The organism is Martelella radicis, from assembly GCF_014196625.1.
GTDB classification, from domain to species: Bacteria; Pseudomonadota; Alphaproteobacteria; order Rhizobiales; family Rhizobiaceae; genus Martelella; species Martelella radicis.
In genome coordinates this window covers 17,834-36,907 of sequence record NZ_JACIDZ010000004.1, presented here as the reverse complement: position 1 = coordinate 36,907, position 19,074 = coordinate 17,834, and the positions used below count along the sequence as shown (strand labels likewise).

At 63.1% G+C, this 19,074-nt stretch carries 24 protein-coding genes; 8 read left to right on the top strand and 16 right to left on the bottom strand.

Annotation, left to right across the window (positions count from 1 at the left end; all coding sequences use genetic code 11):
* Nucleotide 1: 1 nt before the first annotated feature.
* From GGR30_RS07495 to GGR30_RS07445, 11 genes are all read right to left on the bottom strand, one after another.
* Nucleotides 2-406 carry a tail completion protein gp17 gene (locus GGR30_RS07495; protein WP_183485015.1) on the bottom strand — a complete coding sequence of 135 codons (405 nt, stop codon included), beginning with the start codon at nucleotides 404-406 and terminating at the stop codon, nucleotides 2-4.
* The gene (locus GGR30_RS07490) at nucleotides 406-735 is read right to left on the bottom strand and encodes a phage head closure protein (protein WP_183484248.1); all 330 of its coding nucleotides are present in this window, start codon (nucleotides 733-735) and stop codon (nucleotides 406-408) included. The genes GGR30_RS07495 and GGR30_RS07490 overlap by 1 nt, the downstream gene beginning before the upstream one ends.
* On the bottom strand, nucleotides 735-1,301 hold the full coding sequence (locus tag GGR30_RS07485; protein WP_183484246.1) for a head-tail connector protein: 567 nt from the start codon (nucleotides 1,299-1,301) through the stop codon (nucleotides 735-737). Before GGR30_RS07485 ends, GGR30_RS07490 begins: the two co-directional genes overlap by 1 nt.
* A 76-nt stretch (nucleotides 1,302-1,377) precedes the next feature.
* The gene (locus GGR30_RS07480) at nucleotides 1,378-2,607 is read right to left on the bottom strand and encodes a phage major capsid protein (protein ID WP_183485012.1); all 1,230 of its coding nucleotides are present in this window, start codon (nucleotides 2,605-2,607) and stop codon (nucleotides 1,378-1,380) included.
* 44 nt (nucleotides 2,608-2,651) lie between these two features.
* A complete protein-coding gene (locus GGR30_RS07475) occupies nucleotides 2,652-3,338 on the bottom strand; it encodes an HK97 family phage prohead protease (RefSeq protein ID WP_183484243.1) in 687 nt (228 codons plus the stop codon).
* A gap of 30 nt (nucleotides 3,339-3,368) precedes the next feature.
* Nucleotides 3,369-4,526, bottom strand: coding sequence for a phage portal protein (locus GGR30_RS07470; RefSeq protein WP_183484240.1), 1,158 nt, complete (start codon nucleotides 4,524-4,526; stop codon nucleotides 3,369-3,371).
* Nucleotides 4,527-4,609: 83 nt separating this feature from the next.
* Nucleotides 4,610-4,927 (bottom strand): Dabb family protein, encoded by a 318-nt coding sequence (locus GGR30_RS07465; protein ID WP_183484237.1) that lies wholly within the window; start codon nucleotides 4,925-4,927, stop codon nucleotides 4,610-4,612.
* 84 nt (nucleotides 4,928-5,011) lie between these two features.
* Complete coding sequence (locus tag GGR30_RS07460) at nucleotides 5,012-6,337, bottom strand: terminase large subunit domain-containing protein (RefSeq protein WP_183484234.1); 1,326 nt, start codon at nucleotides 6,335-6,337, stop codon at nucleotides 5,012-5,014.
* The gene (locus GGR30_RS07455) at nucleotides 6,249-6,737 is read right to left on the bottom strand and encodes a hypothetical protein (RefSeq protein WP_183484231.1); all 489 of its coding nucleotides are present in this window, start codon (nucleotides 6,735-6,737) and stop codon (nucleotides 6,249-6,251) included. The genes GGR30_RS07460 and GGR30_RS07455 overlap by 89 nt, the downstream gene beginning before the upstream one ends.
* A gap of 196 nt (nucleotides 6,738-6,933) precedes the next feature.
* Nucleotides 6,934-7,278, bottom strand: coding sequence for a carboxymuconolactone decarboxylase family protein (locus GGR30_RS07450; RefSeq protein WP_183484228.1), 345 nt, complete (start codon nucleotides 7,276-7,278; stop codon nucleotides 6,934-6,936).
* A gap of 117 nt (nucleotides 7,279-7,395) precedes the next feature.
* Nucleotides 7,396-7,875 carry a YcgN family cysteine cluster protein gene (locus GGR30_RS07445; protein ID WP_183484225.1) on the bottom strand — a complete coding sequence of 160 codons (480 nt, stop codon included), beginning with the start codon at nucleotides 7,873-7,875 and terminating at the stop codon, nucleotides 7,396-7,398.
* Between the two features lie 237 nt (nucleotides 7,876-8,112).
* On the opposite strand from GGR30_RS07445, the gene GGR30_RS07440 reads away from it, so the two are divergent.
* From GGR30_RS07440 to GGR30_RS07415, 6 genes are all read left to right on the top strand, one after another.
* Nucleotides 8,113-9,459: a substrate-binding protein gene (locus GGR30_RS07440; protein WP_183484222.1), complete on the top strand. Its 1,347-nt coding sequence runs from the start codon at nucleotides 8,113-8,115 to the stop codon at nucleotides 9,457-9,459.
* Between the two features lie 78 nt (nucleotides 9,460-9,537).
* On the top strand, nucleotides 9,538-10,554 hold the full coding sequence (locus GGR30_RS07435; protein ID WP_183484219.1) for a branched-chain amino acid ABC transporter permease: 1,017 nt from the start codon (nucleotides 9,538-9,540) through the stop codon (nucleotides 10,552-10,554).
* A gap of 5 nt (nucleotides 10,555-10,559) precedes the next feature.
* Nucleotides 10,560-11,705 (top strand): branched-chain amino acid ABC transporter permease, encoded by a 1,146-nt coding sequence (locus GGR30_RS07430; protein ID WP_183484214.1) that lies wholly within the window; start codon nucleotides 10,560-10,562, stop codon nucleotides 11,703-11,705.
* Nucleotides 11,706-11,709: 4 nt separating this feature from the next.
* Nucleotides 11,710-12,477, top strand: coding sequence for an ABC transporter ATP-binding protein (locus GGR30_RS07425; protein ID WP_183484211.1), 768 nt, complete (start codon nucleotides 11,710-11,712; stop codon nucleotides 12,475-12,477).
* An 8-nt stretch (nucleotides 12,478-12,485) separates the two neighbouring features.
* Complete coding sequence (locus tag GGR30_RS07420) at nucleotides 12,486-13,244, top strand: ABC transporter ATP-binding protein (protein ID WP_246413676.1); 759 nt, start codon at nucleotides 12,486-12,488, stop codon at nucleotides 13,242-13,244.
* A gap of 225 nt (nucleotides 13,245-13,469) precedes the next feature.
* On the top strand, nucleotides 13,470-14,402 hold the full coding sequence (locus GGR30_RS07415; RefSeq protein WP_183484205.1) for a hypothetical protein: 933 nt from the start codon (nucleotides 13,470-13,472) through the stop codon (nucleotides 14,400-14,402).
* Nucleotides 14,403-14,406: 4 nt separating this feature from the next.
* Here GGR30_RS07415 and GGR30_RS07410 read toward each other — a convergent pair whose 3' ends face one another.
* Together GGR30_RS07410 and GGR30_RS07405 are read right to left on the bottom strand one after the other, a co-directional pair.
* A complete protein-coding gene (locus tag GGR30_RS07410; protein ID WP_183484202.1) occupies nucleotides 14,407-14,757 on the bottom strand; it encodes a DUF1491 family protein in 351 nt (116 codons plus the stop codon).
* A gap of 23 nt (nucleotides 14,758-14,780) precedes the next feature.
* Nucleotides 14,781-15,704, bottom strand: a complete 924-nt coding sequence (locus tag GGR30_RS07405) for a peptidoglycan-binding domain-containing protein (RefSeq protein ID WP_183484199.1) — start codon at nucleotides 15,702-15,704, stop codon at nucleotides 14,781-14,783.
* 374 nt (nucleotides 15,705-16,078) lie between these two features.
* Between GGR30_RS07405 and GGR30_RS07400 the strand changes: the two genes are divergently transcribed.
* Nucleotides 16,079-16,639 (top strand): DUF5330 domain-containing protein, encoded by a 561-nt coding sequence (locus GGR30_RS07400; RefSeq protein WP_183484196.1) that lies wholly within the window; start codon nucleotides 16,079-16,081, stop codon nucleotides 16,637-16,639.
* A 90-nt stretch (nucleotides 16,640-16,729) separates the two neighbouring features.
* Nucleotides 16,730-17,152 carry a SufE family protein gene (locus tag GGR30_RS07395; RefSeq protein ID WP_183484193.1) on the top strand — a complete coding sequence of 141 codons (423 nt, stop codon included), beginning with the start codon at nucleotides 16,730-16,732 and terminating at the stop codon, nucleotides 17,150-17,152.
* 33 nt (nucleotides 17,153-17,185) lie between these two features.
* Here GGR30_RS07395 and GGR30_RS07390 read toward each other — a convergent pair whose 3' ends face one another.
* The 3 genes from GGR30_RS07390 to GGR30_RS07380 form a co-directional block, all read right to left on the bottom strand.
* Complete coding sequence (locus tag GGR30_RS07390; protein ID WP_183484190.1) at nucleotides 17,186-17,710, bottom strand: DUF6456 domain-containing protein; 525 nt, start codon at nucleotides 17,708-17,710, stop codon at nucleotides 17,186-17,188.
* Complete coding sequence (locus GGR30_RS07385) at nucleotides 17,703-18,125, bottom strand: helix-turn-helix domain-containing protein (protein WP_246413658.1); 423 nt, start codon at nucleotides 18,123-18,125, stop codon at nucleotides 17,703-17,705. Before GGR30_RS07385 ends, GGR30_RS07390 begins: the two co-directional genes overlap by 8 nt.
* A gap of 344 nt (nucleotides 18,126-18,469) precedes the next feature.
* Nucleotides 18,470-18,892, bottom strand: coding sequence for a Ros/MucR family transcriptional regulator (locus GGR30_RS07380; protein ID WP_183484185.1), 423 nt, complete (start codon nucleotides 18,890-18,892; stop codon nucleotides 18,470-18,472).
* Nucleotides 18,893-19,074: the final 182 nt, after the last annotated feature.

The window sequence follows — 19,074 nt, the reverse complement described above, 5'->3', positions numbered from 1 at the left end:
CTCAGGCAGGCTCGGTTACGGCGCGGAACCGCATTTCGGCGAGGAAATAGCCTGTCCGCGTCACCCGCCGGATCCTGGAGGAGCGATGCCGCAGGTTGACGAGGACAAAGCCTGAGACGGCAAGATCGGCGTCATCGAGGAGCGATTTTACCCGCGCCTCGATCGTCTGAACCGCCTTGCGACCATGGGCCTCCGACCAGACCTCCAGGGACAGGAAATGTTCCGCTCCGCTCTCCGTCGCCGTCGAATTGTCACGGGTCTCGCATTCGCCGAACACGATCGCCGGCAGGCGCGGCCGGCTCAGCAGGCGATCGAATATCGCATCGGGTCCTACCAGCGCCGTCAACTCCGCATCGCCGGAAAGCCTTGCGTGGATCGCTGTCAGAAGCGCGTTCTCCGCCGAGATCATGTCAGCACCTCCTCGCAGCGGCAGACCGTGTAGCGGCCCGTCTCGTCGGGATCACGAAACCCGGCAAGCCTGAAGACCCGCGCGCCGCGCTGAAGCCGCATGCCGGATTCCAGATCATCCCGTGCCCGCAACCAGATTTCGTGCGTCACGTGGAAGGTTTCGCCATTGGCCTCCTCGCTGGCACCGATGGAAACCGGCTCTATCCGGGCCCAGGCCCTGGCAAGCAGCGTGTATGTCATGGTTGCGCCGCCCTGCCCGTCCGGCGCCGCCACCGGCGTCATCAGGTCGAGGCGGGCGGAAAAGGCGCCGGGATCGAGCGTCAGCATCACAGCCTCCAGGCCTTCAGCGGCGCGATCAGCCGATCATAGCCATCCGGCGCGCCGGCGGGCTGCTGATCGGCGGCAACGACGCCGCGAAAGGCAAACATATGGGCGACGTGGCGAAGGATCGCCTGCCTGGCGACATCCGGCACATCGGCCGCAGGACCAAAACCGGCCGTGAAATCGACCTCGATGCCGTTGAGCCCCGTCTTCCGGCCCGCGAGATCTGGCAGATAGAAGCGCGCCGGCCGCGCCCGGCCATCAAGGCGTGCGCGATCGAGAGACACCGCCGAAGCAGCGCCCTCGCCGTCATAAAGCGTCACGGCTCCGACTGCGGTGACCGGGCCATGGGCCAGAGACACCATGCCGCTTGTCGGCCAGTCATCGCGGTAAAGCCGCCATTCCTGAGTCACAAGCGAAAGCCCGGTCACCATCTCCAGATAGTCCCGCGCCGTGGTGATCAGATCGCCGACAAGCGCATCCTCGTCGCTGCTGTCGAGGCGCAGAAACGCCTTGGCCTCGTCAAGCGTCACCGGTTCCTCGGCTGCCGGCGTAATCAGCGCATAGCTCATCGCGAAATCGTCCTTCTGCCATGAAAAAACCCCGGCAGACGTTGCCGGGGTCGGTCACTTCGTTCCTCGGGGCGCCTTACGCGTCGCCGAACTTCACCAGCTTGATCGCCTCGAAGTTCTGAACCCCGCCGCCAACGCGCTTGGTGGTGTAGAACAGCACATAGGGCTTGGCCGAATAGGGATCGCGCAGGATCCTGACCCCGGCCCGGTCGACGACCAGATAGCCGGCGGCGAAATCGCCGAAGGCGATTGACATGGTGTCGATGCCGATATCCGGCATGTCTTCCGCCTCGGTGACAGGAAAGCCCATCAAAGAGGCCGGCTGGCCGAGACTTGCCGGCGGCTGCCAGAGATAATTGCCGTCATCATCCTTGAACTTGCGGATCGCCCCTTGCGTCTTGCGGTTCATGACGAAATGGGCGTTCTGGCGATGGGCCGCCTTCAGCGCATAGATCGTCTCGATCAGCGTGTCGGAGGGATCGGCCGCTTTGAAGCCACCATCGACGCCGGTGGCGATATAGCCGATCTTCTCCCATTCCCAGGCATTGTCGGCCACCGTCGTATAACTCAGGAAGCCCTTCGGCGTATTCGCCGTATTGCCGCCGACGAAGGCGGCCCCTTCCTGCTCGGCGAAGGCAATGTCGATTTCCGAGGCAATCCAGTTCTCGACATCGACGGCCGCGTCATCGAGCAGCGAGGCGCTCGCCGCCGGCATGGCGTAAAGCTCCATGGTCGGGAAGGACAGCTCGGAGATATCGGGCGTCGCCGTCTGGTCGCGGTCGGCAATCTCGCCGACCCAACCGGCGGTGAAGCCCGACGCGATGAACGGCTTCTTCAGCACCGCGCCGGAAACCTGGCGCACGGTTGCCAGCCGGCGGATCGGCGAAACGGCGGAAAGCCTGCGGCCGATCTCGCTATCCGTCTCCTCCGGCACCAGATAGCCGCCGTCGCTTTCGGTCGTCGAGATCGCCTTGGCCTCCAGCGCACGAAGTCCGTGCTCGTCGCCGCGGCGGATATAGTTCTCGAACGCGGCCTTGTGCTCGCTCGCCGCAAGGCTCGTTGCGCGCCCGAGCGCGGGCCGCGCCCGCTTCAGTTGCATCTCGTCGAGCTGGCGGGCCTGGGCGTCCATGGCGCGATTGATGCGGTCGACCTTTTCGCGGGTCAGCACATCCTCGCCCATCTTGCTCTCGAGCTCGCCGAGCCTTCGGTCATTGGCGTCCTTGAACGCCTCGAAGCTCGACATGAAGGCCTCGAAGGCCTCGGTAATGCTCGCGGGCGCGCTCTTGGTCTCGGGCGCCGCTGTCATCTTCGCATCGGTCACGATGAATTCCTTTCGATGAAAAAGTGCAATCAGGACGACATCATCGCCCGCGCCCGTCGCAGAAGGCCGAGCAGACGTTCGTCGTCCATGTAGTCATCGCCGTCGGCCGCATCCCGCCCGCCGACAAGCGCGTCATAGCCGCCGGTGAGAAACCGGCGCGCCGCCTTTCGGCTCAGGCCGGCATCCCGCGTCAGCCATCGCTCGAATTCCCTGATGGTGGGAAATGCGTCACCCGCCTGCTTGACGCTGGCGATGCGTGCCGAGGGCAACATCGGAAAGGTGACGATCGAAATTTCCCAGAGATCGGCCTCCAGCACCCGGCGCACGCCGGTCTTCGCGTCCGTCTTGGCGCGCACGGTCTGGAAACCGATCGAAAGTCCGTCGAGCCCTCCGGATTTCATCAGCGCATGCACCTCGCGCGCCCGCGCCACATCCGGTGACAGCACGCCCTCGACATAAAGGCCGCGCCCGTCTTCTCGGAGCTTGCGCCAGGCGCCGATCGGTTCGGACGGATCGTGCTGGAACAGCATACGCACGCCCTCGGCCCCACGCTTTTGCAGCGAGCGTGAAAACGCGCCGCGCTCGATCATGTCCTTGCCTAGATCAACTTCGCCAAAGAGGCTGGCATAGCCGGAAAAGGAGCCGTCCCCGGCAAGGTCTGTCAGCGACAGATCGGCATATTTCAGTTCATCGGCCAGCATCGTTCCTTCGCCCATAGCGGCTCCTCCTGAAAGCTCTTGCATGTTTCAGTACCCCACGGCCTCGCGCTTCTCGTCGTCGCTCAGGAAGCCGGCAGACCCGACCCGCGCCCAAAGCGCTTCGCGCTCGGCGGCAAGGGCCGGCACCTGGTCGAGATCCGGCTCGAGCTTCAGCCCCGCCCCATAGGCCGGCTCCAGCCAGGCCGTCAGCGAGGCGGCCGTGCGGGCAATCAGCGGCAGAACGGTCAGCCGGTAGAAGGCGCGGTTTGCCTCCTGGTAATTGGAATAGGTATTGTCGCCCGGTATGCCGAGCATCATCGGCGGCACGCCGATGGCAAGCGCGATGTCGCGTGCCGCCCCGTTGCGCGCCTCGGTGAAATCCATGTCGCGCGGCGTCAGCCCCATCGCCTTCCAGTCGAGCCCGCCCTCCAGAAGCAGCGGACGCCCTGCCCTCACCGGCCCGGAATAGCCCTCCTCCAGCTCCTGCTTCAGCCGCTCATACTGTTCCTCGGTCAGGTTTCCGCCGTCCTTCGGCTGATAGACCAGCGCGCCGGACGGCCTTGCGGAATTGTCGAGCAGCGCCTTGTTCCAGACGGAAGCAGCATTGTGCAGGTCCAGCGCCATCTGCGCGGCGGCAAGCGGCGAAAACCCGGTCTGGTCGTCGAGCGGATGGAAGAGCCGCATATGCAGAAGCGTCAGCCCCTCGCCTTCGGCGGCAAATCGGGTCACATGGTTGCCGGTGCGGTATTCATAGGCCTCCGGCCAGCCGTCACGCCCCTCGATCACGCGGATGCGGTCAGGCCTCAGCAGATGCAGTTCGCGCAGGTCCCCGCTGAGAACGATCGGCTCGACATAGGCATTGCCGGAAAGCAGAAGCGCGCCGAACAGCGCCTCGAGGAAATCCGCACCGCACATGCGCCGGTTCGGCCGCTTCAGAAGCGAAAGCAGCGGGTGGTCTGAAACGAGCGTGCCGTTGTCGAACAATTGCCAGGGCATGGCGCCCGCGGCTTCCGCGATCAGGCGGACGGCGCGGTGGGCCACCGGGTTCTTCATGAACCCCTCGCGGGCAAGGGCGGCATAGGACCGGCCAGACCAGCGCGCCTCGCCGCTGAAGGCGATTGCGGAAAGCATTGTCGCCGCCTTTTTGTCGGGCACGCCGACGGGCTCGGCCGGGCGCCTTCCCGGCAGATGAAAGGGCATTTTCATGCCGCCCCCCTTTTCCTTCGCTAGAAACAGAAAAGCCCCGGAAAACCGGGGCCACGTCAGTCAGTCATTCATTTTGTTCGGCGTCAGTCCTTCAGCCGCGCATGCCGCACGGCTTTCGCCGTGTCATAGTCTGCGGCAATCCGCATCTCGCGCAGCGGACGGACAAGCGCGGTCGACTTCTTGTAGAGCGGGTGTTCGCGATAGGCAGCCAGCGCCGCCTCGTCCTCGAACTCGCCATAGACGACGAAATCGACCTTCTCGTCATAGAGGTCGCTGCGCGTGTTGCGACCGATCTCTAGAACCGAAGCATGCGGGTTTTCCGTCAGGATCGAAAGGCCGGCCTCGATTTGATCGGCGTCGCCGCCCTCCGGCACCGAAAAGAAAACGATATGTCTAATCATGCGAAAACCTCGTAGCGCCCTCAAAGGCCGATTGCGGCATTCGGCTAGCATGGGCCATTGTGCGGTGCAAGCGCCAATGACCTCTCACACACCGCGAACGCGCGGCACCCCGTCGCCTTCCAGCAGCAGCGCCGTCAGCGCCCATACCAGCGCATCGAGCCGGTCCGGCGAGCGCCCGCCCGAAAGCCCGTCCGGCCCGAAATCGCACATCTGGTCGACAAGCCGGGCAAAATGGCCCGCATGGCGCACCCTGCCCTGCTCATAAAGTGCCGCTACCGGTTCGGCGCGCAGGAACTTGCCGCGCCTCGCCCTCACCGTTGCAACCGGCAGGCGCTCGTCCACGCTCTTCAGCATCGCCGTCACCATGTCGCCGCCCTGGTTGATCTCTGCAACGACACGGTCGGCATCAAACCGGCGATAGGCCTCGACAACGGCGCGCGCCCATTCGCCCGGCGTGCCGCCTTCAACGGAGCAATCTGCCAGCACCAGCGCCCCGCCATTTTCCATGCTGCCGGCGACCACAATGCCACAGACGGATCTGCGCCCCGAACCCGACGGCGGATCGACGGCGACGACAACGCGCCCGCTGGCCATCGCGTTGCGGGAGACGACCGCCTCGAGTTCGAAGCGTCGCCACAGACCGTCCTCGCGGTCCTCGATCATTTCCCCGTCAAGTTCCTGACGGCCAAGCCGCGTGCCGCCGTAACGGCTTGCAAGCGCCTTCAAGAAACCCGGCGCCAGATTGGCATGATTGTCCGCCGTCGAAATCCGCGTCAGCGCCGTGTCACCTTCAGCCATCAGCTTTTTCAACAGCGGCACGGCGCGCGGCGTCGTCGTCACCATCTGGCGCGGCCGCTCGCCCAGCCTCAGACCGAACTGCAGCATGTCCCAGCATTCCTGGCCATAGCGCCATTTCGCCAGTTCGTCGCACCAGGCGAAGTGGAACTGCGGCCCGCGCAACGCCTCCGGGTCTTCCGACGAAAAAAGATAGGCCACCGCGCCATTCGGCCAGACCAGCCGCCGGCGGGTGATCTCCAGCACCGGCGCCATCCGCCGCGCGATCCGGCAGATGCCGGACACGCCGTCGATCATCACCTCGCGCGCATCCCCGAGCGTCTCGGCCACCAGGGCAATGCGCAGATCGCATTTTGCGCCGCCTGAAAGCGCAAGCCCGTGCACCCATTCCGCGCCGGCCCGTGTCTTGCCCGAACCGCGCCCGCCCATCAGGAGCCATGTGCGCCAGGCGGCAGCGGGGGGCATTTGTTCGGGCCGTCCCAGAAAGGCCCAGTCGCGGGCAAGTTCGCGGACAAGGGCATAGCGATCATCGGTCGCCGGCGCGCTCGGCGAGGCGCCGTTCTGCCAGTTCCTCGGCCCGCTTTTCGATGAGGTCGAGGAAATGGGCTTTGGCATCTTCATATGTCCTCAGATCGAGTGCGCGTTCCTCGGCGTCGCGGCGGCTCTCGGCGAGCCTGCGCTGCAATTCGTCGGCCTTTTCCAGCGTGCGGATGATCAGCGCCACTGCATCGGCCGCCGCCTTCACCTCGCCGCGCACATCCGCATCGTCGCCCTCCCGCCCTTTTTTGACGGCCGCCATCCTGAGCTTGCGGAAAAAGGCGAACTGCGCGCGCATTTCGACGGTCAGGTCGTTGAGCAACAGCCTGAGATCGTCATCGGCATTCGCGCGCCGCGCCTTCGGTTCGATGGCATGAAAGCCCGCATGGGCGCGGTGCGTCGCGGGATCACCCTCATAGCGCGGCGTGCGCGGCCAGAGTCCGAACAGCGAAATATCGAATGTTTCATGGTCGACCACGAAACCCTCCCTTTGGCCGCTCGCGGCAGCCATCCGGCAACAAAAAAGCCCGGCGAAAACCGGGCTTTGAAAAAAATATGACGGAAGCCTGAAACCAGCGAGGTCACCGACCGCCACAGATTTCCGACTGTAGGGAAAACCTAGCAGACGACCGTAACGCCGTCAAGGATTATTTTCCTATTTTGTGATCTTTTTCTTATTTTGCCGAGAACTGGTCGAAGGCTTCCAGCGCATGGGCAGCATACATCAGTCCCGGTCCGCCATCCATGTAGACGGCAACGCCGAGCACTTCCTCATATTCGGCCCTGGTGACGCCGAGCTTGACCAGAGCCTTGGCGTGAAAGGCGATGCAGGGTTCGCAGCGCAGCGCCACGGCAATGCCGAGCGCGATATATTCCTTGGTCTTGGCATCCAGCGCGCCCGCCTTGCAGGCGGCCCCCGCCATTGCCGAAAAACCGCTCATGGTTTCGGGAATGTCCTTGCGCAGAACGGCGGTCTGCCGCGAGACGTCGGCAGTCATCTGAAGATAGTCGGTCGCCATGGGGAGGATCCTTATATATTCATAGTTACGATGATGAACACATAATGATCCTTAACGCAGACGCATTGCGCTGGGGCAAGCCTGCCTCCGCCGCGGATATCGAACGCTCGCCGCGAATCAGCCGGTCTTCTCTCCGGTCAGCACCGGCCATTCGATGATGTAGTCCTCGTAGTCCTCGACCGGCACCTCCATCTCGCTCACGGTCCGGTCGCGGGCGGAAATGCCGGCCTGGTGCACCGTCTCGCGGTCGCCGGAGACGAGGTAATGCCACCAGTAAAGATCATGTCCCTCATGAACGAGCCTGTAGGCACAGGTCGGCGGCAGCCAGGGTATTTCCTTCACGCCCTCGACATCGAGCTGAATGCATTCCGGCACCGTCTTCCAGCGGTCCTCGTAGTCGGAACACTGGCAGGAATGCCCGTCGAGCAGGCGACAGGCAACGGACGTAAAGGCCACCTCGCCCGTTTCCCAGTCCTCCAGCTTGTTCAGACAGCAAAGTCCGCAGCCGTCGCAGAGGCTTTCCCATTCGCGGGCGTCCATCTCGTCGAGCCGTTTCGTCTTCCAGAACGGTTGCTGTTCTTCTGCCCTGTCGGCCATGTCCGGATCACCTTCGTCTTGAAGGTGGCTATATGCGTCAGCGGCTGCCGCTGTTCAACCCGCGAAGGGAGCACATCTGCCAAAGGTAAGCCTTCGCTGCCTTCAACCAAGGTCTTATCACTTTCGCTCAATTGCGACAATTTGGCTGCTTGTTACTGTCTCCCATGCGCTTTGGAGGAAAGCGCCTCTGCGCCCTGATGAGCGCGCAGCCAATTCAGACGACTTGGGAGGAGTCCGATGTCAAAGTTTATCATGAACCGCCGCAGCCTGCTCAGGGCGGGTGCGGCCGCCGGCGTCACGCTGGCCGCCCCCATGCATTTCGTGCGTGGGGCCTATGCGGCCGACATGTCGTGCAACATGCCGACCGGCAGCACCGTCACGCTCGGCTTCAACGTGCCGCAGACCGGCCCCTACGCCGATGAGGGTGCCGATGAAATGAAGGCGCTGATGCTCGCCGCCAAGCACCTGAACGGCGAAGGCGACGGCGGCATGCTCGCCACCTTCTCGTCCAAGGCGCTGAAGGGCAACGGCATTCTCGGCAAGAAGGTTAATTACGTCACCGGCGACACCCAGACCAAGTCCGATGCCGCCCGCGACAGCGCCAAGCGCATGATCGAGAAGGAAGGCGCTGTGATGATCACCGGCGGCTCGTCCTCGGGCGTTGCCGTTGCCGTGCAGAGCCTGTGCCAGGACATGGGCGTCATCTTCATGGCCGGCCTCACCCACTCCAACGACACGACCGGCAAGGACAAGCGCCGCTACGGCTTCCGCCACTTCTTCAACGCCTACCAGTCGGGCGAGGCGCTTGCCCCCGTTCTGCAGCAGGAATACGGCTCCGATCGCCGCGCCTACCACCTGACAGCTGACTATACCTGGGGCTGGACGCAGGAAGAATCGATCAAGAACGCGACCGAGGGCCTTGGCTGGGAAACGGTCCAGACCGTCAAGACGCCGGTCGGCGCCGGCGACTTCTCGCAGTACATCACCCCGGTTCTCAACTCCGGCGCCGATGTGCTGATCCTCAACCACTACGGCGGCGACATGGTCAATTCGCTGACCCAGGCCGTCCAGTTCGGACTGAAGGACAAGCAGGTCAACGGCAAGAATTTCGAGATCGTCGTGCCGCTGTTCTCGCGCCTGATGGCGCAGGGCGCAGGCGCTGCAGCCGAAAACATTCTCGGTTCGGCCAACTGGAACTGGTCGCTGGATGATGCGGGCAGCCAGGCCTTTGTTCAGTCCTTCGGCGCGGAATACGGCTTCCCGCCGTCGCAGGCCGCCCATACCTGCTACGTCCAGGCGCTGCTTTATGCCGATGCCGTGGAACGCGCCGGCACCTTCTTCGCGCCCGCCGTCATCAAGGCGCTCGAAGGCTTCGAGTTCGACGGCATGGGCAATGGTCCGACGCTCTACCGCGCCGCCGACCACCAGTGCATGAAGGACGTGCTTGTCGTGCGCGGCAACCCCGATCCGCAGAGCGAGTTCGACCTTCTCGAAGTCGTCAAGGTCGTGCCGCGCGCCGATGTCGACTACGACCCGGCGATCTTCGGCGGCGAACTCGGCCCGGACACGGCCAAGACCTGCTGAGAACAGACAATCGCTGCAATTCCGGCCGGGCGTTTTAAAAGCGCCCGGCCCTTTCCGGCAACAGTGGAAACGCGGTCAATGGACGCCATCATCATTCAGTTTCTGAACGGCCTCGACAAGGGCGCAGCCTATTCGCTGATCGCCCTTGGCCTTACTCTGGTTTTCGGCACGCTCGGCGTGGTCAACTTCGCCCATGGCGCCCTTTTCATGCTCGGCGCTTTCTGCGCCGTCACCTTCAACGCCCTGCTGACCTGGCCGATCCAGCCGCCCAAGGCTGAAGGCGCGCTGTTTGCGCCGCGTCCGGTTCCCTACATGGAATATGCCTTCGGCGATTTCGGCGCGGCCTTGATCAACTGGTCCGTGCCGCTTTCAATCCTGCTCGCAATTCCCGTCATGCTCGTCATCGGCCTGACCATGGAGCGCGGGCTGATCCGCTTCTTCTACAAGCGCCCCCATGCAGACCAGATCCTGGTGACCTTCGGGCTTGCCATCGTGCTGCAGGAAATCATCAAGAAGATCTACGGCGCCAATCCCGTGCCGCAGGCCGCACCCGACGCGTTTGCCGGCACCGCCAATATCGCCGCCTGGTTCGGCATGGCTGATGCCTTCATCGTCTATCCCTGGTGGCGGCTGATCTACTTCCTGTTTGCAGCTCTCGTCATCGGCGCCGTCTTCGCCTTCCTGCAGTTCACAACCTACGGCATGGTGGTGCGCGCCGGCATGCGTGACCGGGAGACCGTCGGCCTGCTCGGCATCGACATCGAGAAACGTTTCACCGTCGTCTTCGGCATCGCCGCCGTGGTCGCGGGGCTTGCCGGCGTCATGTACACGCCGATCCTGCCGCCGAACTATCATCTCGGCATGGATTTCCTGGTGCTGAGCTTCGTCGTGGTGGTCGTCGGCGGCATGGGCTCGCTGCCGGGCGCGATCGTTGCCGGCTTCACCCTCGGCATCCTGCAATCCTTCGCCTCGATGAACGAGGTGAAATCCATCATTCCCGGTATCGACCAGGTGATCATCTACCTCGTTGCCGTCATCATTCTCTTGACCATGCCGCGCGGGCTCATGGGCCGCCGCGGCGTGATGGAGGACTAATCCACATGTTTGCCAATCTCTCGCGCAACGACTGGCTGCTCTACATCGTCTTCTCGGCGATCGTGCTTCTGGCGCCCATCCTGTTCCTGCCGCTCGGCGCCGCCTACCCGGCGCTCTTGCAGAAATTCGCGATTTTCGGGATCTTCGCCATCGGCTTCAACATCCTGTTCGGGCTGACCGGCTATCTCTCCTTCGGCCATGCCGCCTTTCTCGGCGTCGGCTCCTATGCCGCCGTATGGTCGTTCAAGCTTTTCACCATGAACGCCATTCCGGCGATCATCTTCGCCGTCATCTGTTCAGGCCTGTTCGCGGCCCTCATCGGCTATGTCAGCCTGCGCCGCTCGGGCATCTATTTCTCGATCCTGACGCTCGCCTTCGCGCAGATGAGCTATAATCTCGCCTATTCGGTTCTCACCCCGATCACCAACGGCGAGACCGGCCTGCAGCTTTCCCAGAACGATCCGCGCATCATCGACCGCATGTTCCTCGCTCCGACCGAAGGCCTTCCGTCGCCCGATTTCTTCGGGATAGAGCTTCAGGGTTATGCCGGCTTCTATTTCTGCGCCATCGCCCTTCTGGTCTGCTTCTTCATCACGCTGAGGATCTTCCGCTCGCCCTTCGGCATGATGCTGAAGGCTGTGAAATCCAACCAGAACCGGATGATGTATACCGGCTTCAACACGCGTCCCTATCTGCGCTCGGCCTTCATCATCTCCGGCATGTTCGCCGGTCTTGCCGGCGCGCTGATGGCCGTCACCGACCCGCTGGCAGGGGCTGAACGCATGCAGTGGACGGCATCGGGCGAAGTCGTTCTGATGACCATTCTCGGCGGCGTGGGCACGCTGCTCGGCCCTGTCATCGGCGCGGTGATTATCAAGTATTTCGAAAACATCTTCTCCTCGTTCAACGACGCCGCGCTGCACAGCGCGCTGTCGGCCCTGCCGGATGCGATCGAAACGCCGCTCGTCGGCCTCCTGTCGCTCTTCGTCGGCGATGGCTGGCATCTGACGCTCGGCCTCATCTTCATGGCTATCGTCATCTTCCTGCCCGGCGGCATCATGGAGGGCGTGAAACGCCTGCGCGCCCGCTTCGGCGGCGGTGGCGGCGGCCGCAAGGCGCAATCCGCCGCCAAAATCCAGCCAGCGGAGTAGACCCATGGCAGACAAGAACATCGTCCTGCACGTTGATGACGTCCACAAGAGCTTCGGCGGGCTGCGCGCCCTTTCCGATGTCAATCTCGAGGTCGAAAGCGGCAAGGTTCACGCCATCATCGGTCCGAACGGCGCGGGGAAGTCGACCCTGCTCAATGTCTGTATCGGCCGCCTGAAGCCAAGCCACGGCAAGGTCGTCTTCGACGGCCAGACGCTCAACGAGCACGAACCGCACGAGATCAACCAGATGGGCGTCTCCCGCGTGTTCCAGACGCCGGAAATCTTTCCGGACCTGACGCTGATCGAAAACGTCATGATCCCGGCCTTTGCGCGCCGCGACGGCGCCTTCAGGCTGAACGCGGTGAAGGCTCTTTCCGGTGAAAAGGAAATCCGCGAGGAGGCCGAGTTCATGCTGGAGGATATCGGCCTTTCCGCCCGTCGCCACCATGAGGCAGGCTCGCTGTCGCGCGGCGACAAGCGCCGGCTGGAACTCGCCATGTGCCTGATCCAGAAGCCGAAACTCCTTCTGCTCGACGAGCCGACGGCCGGCATGGCCCGCCACGACACAAACATGACCATCGAACTCCTGCAGCGGATCAAGGCCCGCGGCATGACCAAGGTCATCATCGAACATGACATGCATGTCGTCTTTTCGCTCGCCGACAAGATTTCCGTGCTTGCCCAGGGACGCATCATCGCCGAAGGTTCTCCCGATCAGGTGCGCGGCAATCCGAAGGTCAGGGAAGCCTATCTCGGGGAGGCCCACGAATGAATATGGTCATGGAGAAACGCAATTTCGCCGGGGAGCAGATCGCAGTGTCGGAAACAGTCAATGATGCATTCCTGTCGGTTCGCGACATCCATGCCTGGTACGGCGAAAGCTATATCGTGCAAGGCGTGTCCTTCGACATCAAGAAAGGCGAGGTGCTTTCCCTTCTCGGCCGCAACGGCGCGGGCAAGACCACGACGCTTCGAACGCTGGCCCGCCTCGACAGCCCTGCCCTCAGCCAGGGAGAGATCTGGCTCGACGGCGAACCCCTGCACACGAAAAAGGCCTTCCAGGCGGCGCGGTCCGGCGTCCAGCTCGTGCCGGAGGACCGGCGCATCATCGGCGGTCTGACGGTGGAGGAAAACCTGATCCTGGCGCAGGTTGCCGGCAATAAGGGCTGGTCGATCGAGGAAGTCTATGATCGCTTTCCGCGGCTTGCCGAACGCCGCAACCAGGAAGCCGTCACGCTTTCCGGCGGCGAGCAGCAGATGCTGGCGGTCGCCCGCGCTCTTGCCCGCGAGATCAAGGTCCTGTTCCTTGACGAGCCCTATGAAGGGCTTGCCCCGGTCATCGTGCAGGAAATCGAGAAGATCGTCGGCCAGATCCGCGATCTCGGCATCACCACCATCATCGTCGAGCAGAACGCGGTTGCGGCCTTGAGGCTGTCCGATCGCGCCGTCATCATGGATACCGGACAGGTGGTCTTTTCCGGCAGCGCCCAGGACGTGCTCGACAATGCAGAGCTGCGCGAGGAATATCTGGCGATCTGATCGTCTATCGGGCCGGCGGCGGGAATCGCCTCTGCCGCCGGCCAATTCCCGCTTTATTCTATGGTTAACATCTTTCTAACGATTTCCCCCTAACCTCTTGTCAGATTGAAGACATCCATGCGTCGGGTGAGAGAGCGACTGCCGCTTTTTCGACATTCCGGCGTGGCAAAGAAGAACGGCATCATCCGGCACCGGCGGCCGGAGTGCTCGTCGGGGAGTACGGCCTTGGTCGATCGTTACCGGGAACTTGAAGGGCTGAAGAATACACGCAAGCTCGACGTCGTGCTGATGGCAACGGTCTCGAGCTTCGGCGCTCTGGAAAAACCGAGCGCCGCCGAACGCCGCCGTTTCGTCGAGTTGTTTCCCCCGGTCTATGAAGCTTCCACGCCCGAGGCGCGCCGCCAGGCCGTCGCCGCTCTTTCCAGCCATCCCCATGTTCCGCAGGAAATCTGCCACTATATCGGCACCCGCGAAATCGCCATCTCGGCGCCCTTCCTCGCCCGCTCGCCCGCGATTTCCGACGAGACACTGACGACACTGATCGAAACCATGGGCGAGGAACATATCCGCGCGATCATTCACCGCGCCGATCTTTCCCAAAAGGTCATCCAGGCGCTCATCGGCTGTCACCGCCCCGAGGAAGACGAGACGCCGGAAGGCAATTTCGACGTTCGCGCAGGCTATCGCGATGAAAGCGAAGCACTGCGCCAGACGCTGAAGGCCATGGCGGCAAAGGCCGGCAGCGAGGCTGAGGACCGGCTCGGCCTGTCGACGCTCTCCGAGTTGCAGACTGCCCTTCTTGTGCGCTTTTCCCGCCGTGGCGAGGGCACGCTGTTTCTGGAGACCTTCGCCCGCGCCCTTGGCGGCGACCGGGTGCTGGCCGCCGATATCCTTTCGGAGGCCAGCGGGCGGCGTCTGGCGGTCGCGCTTGTCGCGCTCGGCATGGCAAAGGATGACCTGGTTTACGTCCTGCCGCGCATCGTGCCTGCGCTTTCGACGCAGACGCTGAGCGCCGACGAAGCGGCAGAAGAACTCGTCGACGCTCTGCGGCCAGCCGCCTGCATCGAGGAATTGCTGGCATGGCAGTCTTTGCGCGCCGACGAAGAGCAAGCCTCCGCCAAGGACGCGACGCGACGTCACAGCCGCCGCTCTGCCTGAGCCTTCAGGGCCCGCCATCTTCTCCGGCCACCGCAAAAAGCCCGTCGACGCTCTCGGTCTCCAGCACGACGACCCACAGGTCGCCGTCAAACCGGATCTCCTTTTCGAGCCTCGCAGCGATCTCCTCGGCCAGCGCCTTGTCCAGCCGCTTCTCGAACAGCCTGTCCTCGTCGCTTTCCGCCGCGAAGAACTGCGGGGCCGGCATGAACAGGCATTCGCGGCCATCCCGCCTTACCTGGCGAATGGCAATCGCGCCGGCCTCGGCCGCGCCCTTGCGTTCCACCACGGCGAAATCGCCGTTGGAAAAAACCCGGCGCACCAGCGCGGAAACGAAGATATCCGATTTGAGGCGCATGGCCCGGCCTCCCGCCGGAGCGCTCAGAGCGCTCCGATTTCCTTGAGCTTGTCACGGACGGCCGCGCTCGGCTCGCCGGTTTCCGGCAGGCGGTAATGCTTCTGGAATTCAAGGATCGCCGCACGGGTATTCGCGCCCGCCACACCGTCGACCGTCACGTCGTCATAGGCGATATTGACCAGGCCGCGCTGGATTTCGACCACCAGCGCATCTGCCGCCTGAGGCTTGTCCGCCGAAGCGAGAAGATCGGCGACCGGATCGACGGAGGCCGCAGGCACGGCCGCGTCGGCGCGCGGGGTCGGCACAGGCGGCAATCCGCCCTGCCCGCCCTTTAGCATCGCCAGAAGCCCCGCATCTGCGGTCCCGGTATCAGCAAGTCCCTGATCGGCCTGAAAGGCACGGATAGCGGCCTCCGTCAGCGGTCCTGTCACGCCGTCCGGCTTTCCCTTGTAATAGCCGGCCGCGGCGAGCTGTTCCTGCGCCTGGCGAATGATATCGCGTTCGCTGACGACCGCTTCTTCAGCCTGCGGCTCCGGCGAAGGCCGCGGCGCGACCGCCGGCGGTTCGGACTGAACCGTTTCGAGGATCGCCATCAGATCGTCGCCGCCGCCGTCGCGATCAAGGGAAGCCACCTCGACCGACCGGCCGCCCCGATCCTCTTCGAGCTCGATACGGAATGTCTCGAAATCTTCCTCGCTCGCCATGCGCCGTCCGGGAACGGCATAGGGATCGGAGGACTGCCGCGTCTTCATCAGCGGTTCCGGATGCGGGCCCGGCTGGTACCAGAGCGCGTTGGCGGACACGAAGCTCAAAACCACGGCGAAAGCCAGCGGTCCCCCCAACCAGGATGGGTGGCGGGCAATCATCCCTCCAACGGCCGACATGCCGCGCCCCAGAAGGGACGGCGTCTTCTTCTTGTTGCGTCTGGTCTTCTTAGCTTTCGCCATTCATCATCACTCTGTCAGTCTTCCGCAACCATGGGTCGCCCTTGGATTGGCGCCAAATTACCCCGCACGGCTTAACGAAGGGTAATGGATCGCGTGGCTCCCGGCCAGATGACAATGTCGCGCGGGAACGCCAAAAACGGCCGCTATGGTTAACGCAGCATGACGGCCTTTATCCGCCCTGCTCCAGGATTCCTCACCCATACCATTGATTTAATGATATTTTTTCGGAGCCGGCTAATTGCAGGCCTCTGCAGATCGTAGATGCTCCGGCAACCAGCGGCCCTTTTAGCGGCTCATTTACCGTCTTATGATAGTGCTGAGGGCGTGACCGCTCGGACACGCCTTATCGAAACCCTGAAGCGGGCAAGGACATAATGAGATTTCTGCTGAAATCGGCATTCATGATTTTCGTGGCTCTGTTGATCGTGCCGTTCTTCGCGCCGCTGCTGCTGGGCGACAAGGCCGGCCCCAACGAGGCAGCCCTGCCAAGCGGCCGCGATATCGGCGGCGCCGTGTCTGCTGCCCGCGGCACGATCGACTATATGAGCGGCATGTGCGACGAGCGGCCGGATGTATGCGACGACGGCGCCGGTCTGCTGGGCTTCCTCGGCAAGAGGGCCCGTCAGGGCGCAGAGATCGTCTATCTCTATCTCGGCGAGCATTTTTCAGAGGAGAAGGCGGACCCGGCGCAGAAAACCATGCGGGCCGATCAGACGCCGGCCGCCGAGGTCACGGTCGCCGAGCGCATGGCCGGAACGTCCGATGCGGCGACCGACCTGATCCGCACGGGCGCTATCATGCCTGAAACCCAGGTCGGCGAGCCCCCGCAGGTCACGCCGCAGCCAGAGCCGTCAGCGCCGCAGCCCGTCAAGCAGCCGGCGCGCATCGCCGGCCTGCCCGAAAACGTGCCTCTCCCCACGCCGCGCCCGCGTTGATGGCCGGAGGCCGCATGAAACGGCCCCCGCCCGTTTCATTCGTGTGTTGAACGGCGTATAGGGGGCGCAACGAAAGACGAGAGGCGCCTCATGAACGAGAAACTCGACCAGATCATTGACGATTTTTCCTTCCTCGACGACTGGGAAGACCGTTACCGCTATGTGATCGAACTCGGCAAGGAACTACCCGACATGCCGGAGAGCGAAAAGACCGAGGAAAATCGCGTCCACGGCTGCGCCAGCCAGGTCTGGCTTGTCAGCGAACGGGACGCGGGCGAGGATCCCGTGATGCGGTTTCGCGGCGATTCCGACGCCTTCATCGTGCGCGGCCTGGTCTCGATCGTGCTTACCGTCTATTCCGGCGAAAAGGCATCGAAGATTGCCGCGACCGACGCGCTGGAGACCTTCCGGCGGATCGGGCTTGTCGACCACCTTTCGGCCCAACGTGCCAACGGGCTCAATGCCATGGTCACGAAAATCCGCGAAACGGCGGCGAGAGCCCTCTCCTCCTGATGCCCTTGCGCGACCGACCGGTCCCGCTGACGCTCAATCCTCTGCAAACATCGCAGCGATATCGGGACGGTAGCCCTCGGCGCCCCAGTGGCGGGTGCTCGGCCGAGACGGCGGCGGCGCATAGTGGCGGGCGAGCGCCAGAAGCGCCGTGCGCACCATGAGCTTGGCCGACCGCACCGGCCATTGCCGTTCGCGCTCCAGTTGTTCCAGCCCCTTTTCGAAGCAGACAAAGTCGAGCAGCACATCGGCAAGCTCCGGCCCCACGGCCGAGAGCGCCCGGGTGACGCGGCGGCGGGCGTCAAGAGCGCTGTCGGAAAGCCCGTGATCATCCGCTCTCGTGCCCCGTCCCCGGCTCTCAAGCCGCGGCTGTAGCGCCGAAGTGACCCGCGGCTGCATCTGCGCCCGCACGAAGTCCGAAGAAAGCCGTTCGCCGGCATCAAAGGCGTATTCGGGCAGGAAGATCCCTCCGTCACGGCCCTTCAGGCGGGCCAGCATCTGAAGCGGCGTCTTCTCGCCCGCACGCGCCGGTACGCTCACAACCTTGTTCACCTCAGGCATTTTCCCGCACTCCCGCCGCCACGACCACGGAATAGGCGAGCCGTTCGACCGAGGCCACGAACTCGTCGAAGCCCCGATCGTCGCGGCGGTCCTCGATCACGCGACAGGAATAGGCGACCGTCGTCCGGTCACGCCCGAAGGCCGCCCCGATCTCGCTCAAAGACAATTGCAGCGTGACGTGACAGACATACATCGCGATCTGCCGGAAATGAGAAACCGACCGCCGCCGCTCGGCCTTGAGCGTGACGCGATCGCCAGCGACCTGGGCCATCTCCTTGGTGATCAGCAGAACGATGCGGCACGCCGTGCGGATATCGGCCATCTGGCCGGCGCGGTCGAACGACCACGTCCCGGCAACCTGATGGACGAAGGATTGGTGGAAAGGCACTGTGGGCTCTGCTTTATACTCGCTCATGTCAACTCCCGGCTGAAAATAGGATTATATTCTTGCATCCGAGGGCAAGACGGGGACGGAAGGCAGTATGCCTCAGTGTCCTTGAATTGATTTTATTACATTAATTTGTTCAAATTTAGGACTTTTTTCCTACTTTTTTTCAACCACGTCCATTTACGGGTATTCAAATGAACATACGCTTAATGCGTGAAATCGAGATGCCGAACACGCTCCGGCGGCGCTCGCCATGCGCGCGCACTGACAGCGCTCGCATCAATAAAAAATGCCAGCGCGCTTGTGCGGCTGGCATCAAAAAAAACTGACTTTCCTCAGCGCCTCGCCCGCTTGCGGGCGCTGGCATGCAGTCAGCGCTTGCGGCGCTGGCCCAGTCCCATTTCCTTGGCAAGGCGCGAACGGGCCTCGGCATAGGAGGGGGCGACCATTGGATAGTCGACCGGCAGGTCCCATTTTTCGCGATAGGCGTCGGGGGTCAGGTCGTGATGCGTCATCAGATGACGCTTCAGCGACTTGAAGGTGCCGCCACATTCCAGGCAAACAAGATGATCACCGCTGATCGACTTGCGCACGGAGACGGCCGGCTTCTGCTTTTCGGCAGCCGGAGCGGCCTCTTGCGGGCGCGCGGTGTTGCTGAGCGCTGAGTGTACTTCCCGGATCAAACCGGGCAGGTCCGTGGTCTGAACGACATGATTGCTGACATAGGCCGCGACAATATCAGCCGTCAGCTCAACGAGGTTCTGGGTCTCTTGTTCGACCGCAGCTTCCGTCATTATTCACTCCTATTCTCTTTTTTCATCGGCTCTGCGACGATTGCTTCCGGCAGGCTTCAAAAGACCATTACGCCCGGTCGACTGATCCGGATCATCATTGGACTTCACGAAGCTTGAAGCACGTTTAGCCTTGGGGAACACGGCCGCTGAACTGGCAAGGGTCGGTCCCGTATCAACGCAGA

Excerpts from the sequence above, each read along its gene's own strand:
- GGR30_RS07490 (WP_183484248.1), bottom strand. The coding sequence starts at position 735 with ATGCTGACGCTCGATCCCGGCGCCTTTTCCGCCCGCCTCGACCTGATG.
- GGR30_RS07485 (WP_183484246.1), bottom strand. The coding sequence starts at position 1,301 with ATGAGCTATGCGCTGATTACGCCGGCAGCCGAGGAACCGGTGACGCTT.
- GGR30_RS07480 (WP_183485012.1), bottom strand. The coding sequence starts at position 2,607 with ATGACAGCGGCGCCCGAGACCAAGAGCGCGCCCGCGAGCATTACCGAG.
- GGR30_RS07475 (WP_183484243.1), bottom strand. The coding sequence starts at position 3,338 with ATGGGCGAAGGAACGATGCTGGCCGATGAACTGAAATATGCCGATCTG.
- GGR30_RS07470 (WP_183484240.1), bottom strand. The coding sequence starts at position 4,526 with ATGAAAATGCCCTTTCATCTGCCGGGAAGGCGCCCGGCCGAGCCCGTC.
- GGR30_RS07465 (WP_183484237.1), bottom strand. The coding sequence starts at position 4,927 with ATGATTAGACATATCGTTTTCTTTTCGGTGCCGGAGGGCGGCGACGCC.
- GGR30_RS07460 (WP_183484234.1), bottom strand. The coding sequence starts at position 6,337 with ATGCCAAAGCCCATTTCCTCGACCTCATCGAAAAGCGGGCCGAGGAAC.
- GGR30_RS07450 (WP_183484228.1), bottom strand. The coding sequence starts at position 7,278 with ATGGCGACCGACTATCTTCAGATGACTGCCGACGTCTCGCGGCAGACC.
- GGR30_RS07445 (WP_183484225.1), bottom strand. The coding sequence starts at position 7,875 with ATGGCCGACAGGGCAGAAGAACAGCAACCGTTCTGGAAGACGAAACGG.
- GGR30_RS07440 (WP_183484222.1), top strand. The coding sequence starts at position 8,113 with ATGTCAAAGTTTATCATGAACCGCCGCAGCCTGCTCAGGGCGGGTGCG.
- GGR30_RS07435 (WP_183484219.1), top strand. The coding sequence starts at position 9,538 with ATGGACGCCATCATCATTCAGTTTCTGAACGGCCTCGACAAGGGCGCA.
- GGR30_RS07430 (WP_183484214.1), top strand. The coding sequence starts at position 10,560 with ATGTTTGCCAATCTCTCGCGCAACGACTGGCTGCTCTACATCGTCTTC.
- GGR30_RS07425 (WP_183484211.1), top strand. The coding sequence starts at position 11,710 with ATGGCAGACAAGAACATCGTCCTGCACGTTGATGACGTCCACAAGAGC.
- GGR30_RS07420 (WP_246413676.1), top strand. The coding sequence starts at position 12,486 with ATGGAGAAACGCAATTTCGCCGGGGAGCAGATCGCAGTGTCGGAAACA.
- GGR30_RS07410 (WP_183484202.1), bottom strand. The coding sequence starts at position 14,757 with ATGCGCCTCAAATCGGATATCTTCGTTTCCGCGCTGGTGCGCCGGGTT.
- GGR30_RS07405 (WP_183484199.1), bottom strand. The coding sequence starts at position 15,704 with ATGGCGAAAGCTAAGAAGACCAGACGCAACAAGAAGAAGACGCCGTCC.
- GGR30_RS07400 (WP_183484196.1), top strand. The coding sequence starts at position 16,079 with ATGAGATTTCTGCTGAAATCGGCATTCATGATTTTCGTGGCTCTGTTG.
- GGR30_RS07395 (WP_183484193.1), top strand. The coding sequence starts at position 16,730 with ATGAACGAGAAACTCGACCAGATCATTGACGATTTTTCCTTCCTCGAC.
- GGR30_RS07390 (WP_183484190.1), bottom strand. The coding sequence starts at position 17,710 with ATGCCTGAGGTGAACAAGGTTGTGAGCGTACCGGCGCGTGCGGGCGAG.
- GGR30_RS07385 (WP_246413658.1), bottom strand. The coding sequence starts at position 18,125 with ATGAGCGAGTATAAAGCAGAGCCCACAGTGCCTTTCCACCAATCCTTC.
- GGR30_RS07380 (WP_183484185.1), bottom strand. The coding sequence starts at position 18,892 with ATGACGGAAGCTGCGGTCGAACAAGAGACCCAGAACCTCGTTGAGCTG.